The sequence below is a fragment of the Pseudonocardia xishanensis genome, assembly GCF_039541715.1.
GTDB lineage: Bacteria > Actinomycetota > Actinomycetes > Mycobacteriales > Pseudonocardiaceae > Pseudonocardia > Pseudonocardia xishanensis.
On the sequence record NZ_BAABGT010000120.1, the window covers coordinates 1 to 2,554 of the forward strand.

Annotated in this window: 2 protein-coding genes and 1 pseudogene; 2 read left to right on the forward strand and 1 reads right to left on the reverse strand. The window is 66.4% G+C overall.

Annotated features, from left to right (window positions below; genetic code table 11):
- Positions 1 to 568, forward strand: a pseudogene (locus tag ABD993_RS33835) (IS701 family transposase); the annotation flags it as partial.
- A 4-nt stretch (positions 569 to 572) separates the two neighbouring features.
- On the forward strand, positions 573 to 731 hold the full coding sequence (locus tag ABD993_RS33840; RefSeq protein WP_345427314.1) for a hypothetical protein: 159 nt from the start codon (positions 573 to 575) through the stop codon (positions 729 to 731).
- A gap of 67 nt (positions 732 to 798) precedes the next feature.
- Here ABD993_RS33840 and ABD993_RS33845 read toward each other — a convergent pair whose 3' ends face one another.
- Complete coding sequence (locus ABD993_RS33845; protein WP_345427316.1) at positions 799 to 1,842, reverse strand: AraC family transcriptional regulator; 1,044 nt, start codon at positions 1,840 to 1,842, stop codon at positions 799 to 801.
- Between the last annotated feature and the right edge of the window lie 712 nt (positions 1,843 to 2,554).

Sequence of the window (2,554 nt, forward strand, 5' to 3'; positions counted from 1 at the left end):
CGAGTGGCTGGCCGAGCGGGAGATCCCGTTCGTGCTCGCCACCCGCAGCGACGACATGCCGACCACCCCGGACGGCAACCGCCGCCCCGCGAAGGTCCTCGCCACCATCGCCGGGGCGCGGGATCCCGACACCGGGCAGACCGGGTGGGAGCGGCGCTCGATCGGCCCGGGCGCTCACGGTGAGCGGGTCTACGACTGGACCGCCGTCGCCCTCGACACCACGGACCTGCCAGCCGGCTGGGGACACTGGCTGCTGGTCCGCCGCCAGACCGAGGCGCCCGAGGGCAAGACGGTGCGTGAGCTGGCGTTCTACCGCTGCGCAGCACCCTCCGACACCCCGTTACGGGAGCTGGTCCGGGCCGCCGGGGCTCGCTGGGCGATCGAGGAGTGCTTCCAGACCGCGAAGAACGAAGCCGGGCTCGACCACTACCAAGTCCGGTCCTACCGGGCCTGGCACGCCCACATCACCCTCGCGATGCTCGCCGCGGCCTACCTCGCCATCACCCGCGCCCACGAGAACCGCGGCGAGGCCGAAAAGGGGGATCCAGTGCCGGTCGGCGCACGCTGATCGGTTGTCGGCCAACGAGATCCGCCGCCTCCTCGCCGCCCTCGCCTTCGCACCGCACGCCTGCCTCGACCACGTCATGCACTGGTCGCACTGGCGCCGCGAACGCCAGCAACAGGCCCGCGACTGCCACTACCGGCGACGCGGCGAACGACCACCCGACTGATCAACTGCCGTTGCAGTACTAAGCGGAGAGGTCGGTAAGTGGAGAGGTCCGCGCATGCCGCCTCAGCTTATGGCGTCCTGCGAAGCGTTTCTGCGGGAAGTTCGCCGTACCGTTCCCGATAGATCTGGGCAAACCGGCCAAGGTGAGTGAACCCCCAACTGCGGGCGATGGAAGCGACCGTCCGTTCCTGCGGATCGCCGACTATTAGGTCGTCGTGCACCCGCGCGAGACGCACCTTGCGCAGGTACGCCATCGGGGGCGTTCCCAAATGCTTGCGGAAGCCCTCCTCCAGAGCGCGCACACTGACGTGGACCGCGGCAGCCAGTTGGCCGACCGTGTCGACGCTGAGTGGTTCGACATCGATGAGCTCCTGTGCAGCCCGCACTGGCCCGGCCGGTGCTGCCACCGGTGGAGCATGAAGTGCTTCCGAATAGTTGTTCGGCTGGGAAACGAGCAGGGTGGTGATGACGAACTCGGCGAGGCCCGCAGCAGCGGGGGCCTGGAGCAACAAGCCGCCCGGTCCCGCCGCCTCGTCGTGCAGCAGCCTCAACGCTCTGGTCAGCGACGCTGCTCCAGGGGTGGTGAGATCGAGCGGCAGATCAAAGCGCACGGGCGTGGTCGGTTGACGGCCAAGGAGGACAGTAAGGCGCTTCTCGAGCTCGTGTTGTCCGATCCGGACAGACATCAAATCACATTCCGGACTCCATTCCTCGAAGAACGCCGGGGATTCAGGGTCCCCCAGGACGACACCTTGGGTGCCCATGACAATGCGAGATTCGAGTCGTGAACCGACACGCAGGGCGCCAGTTGACGCAATGCAGATCACGTAGCAGGATGGAGGGGGCGCGACCACTCGCACGTCGGTCCCAAATCGTATGTGTCCCAGATTCAGCCCGGGGAGCGCGGTGAGGTGCAGCTCGAGCTCGAAGTCGCGAGCCGGTCCCCTGACCTCCAGCTTGGCTGGCGAATAGGCATGAGCGATCGCCTCACTGGCTTGTTCGGGATACTCGATAGTGAGAGACCGGCCAGCTGGCTGCGCCAGCCAACCCAGCCCAGCGCCGACGTCACGGACTGACTGGGACCTCGCTACCGCCGATCCGATTGTAGGCATCGTCCATCCTCCGGATGTTACGAACTGAACGCGTGAATGTGATGTACGGGTTCACATTCACAAGCAGTGGTCGGCCTCGGCTGTGCGTAAAGGTCCATTGTTCGGCAACCAAACGCCCACCCGGCCCGTTGCAGGGCGGCGCCTCGTAAAGCCATTTCTCGTCGGAACGTGACCCTGATCGGAAAGGTCTCGAGGCATTTGCGAAGCCGGAGCCGGTTGGTGTGAGCCCGTGGATTCAAGGGCATGACACCGCTCCTAGTGGCCGCGCGGGTCTCGGCGCGGAGCGGGAAGATCCCTGAGACGGCTCAGCTTCGAGGTACCCCGGATGTGACGTTCCGTTACATTTTCATTTCGGTGGGGTGGTTGTCAATGCCTCTGTCTTGCGGTCGAGGGGGCGTCTGGGCGGCCGGCAATACCCTGGCCTGGTGATCATGCCGTTGCATGACATCCCTGCCGCGGTGCAGGAGCGCAGCAGGCGGATGGCCAGTGTGCGGCCGGCAGCTGATTCCGAGGCCACTGTGCCTCCCGAGGAGCCGACGATGTGGCGTCCGGGGCCCCGATCCGCCGGGAACGGCGGCCACCGTGTGCTGGATCAACCACCTGCGCACCTACGGCCACGAGCGGGGCCGGTTGCCGGTCAGGCACGCTCATGACAGGTCTCTTCAGGCCCTGGGTACGAGGTTCATGTAGAGCCAGGTGTGGTCGGGGGCCA

Excerpts from the sequence above, each read along its gene's own strand:
- ABD993_RS33845 (WP_345427316.1), bottom strand. The coding sequence starts at position 1,842 with ATGCCTACAATCGGATCGGCGGTAGCGAGGTCCCAGTCAGTCCGTGAC.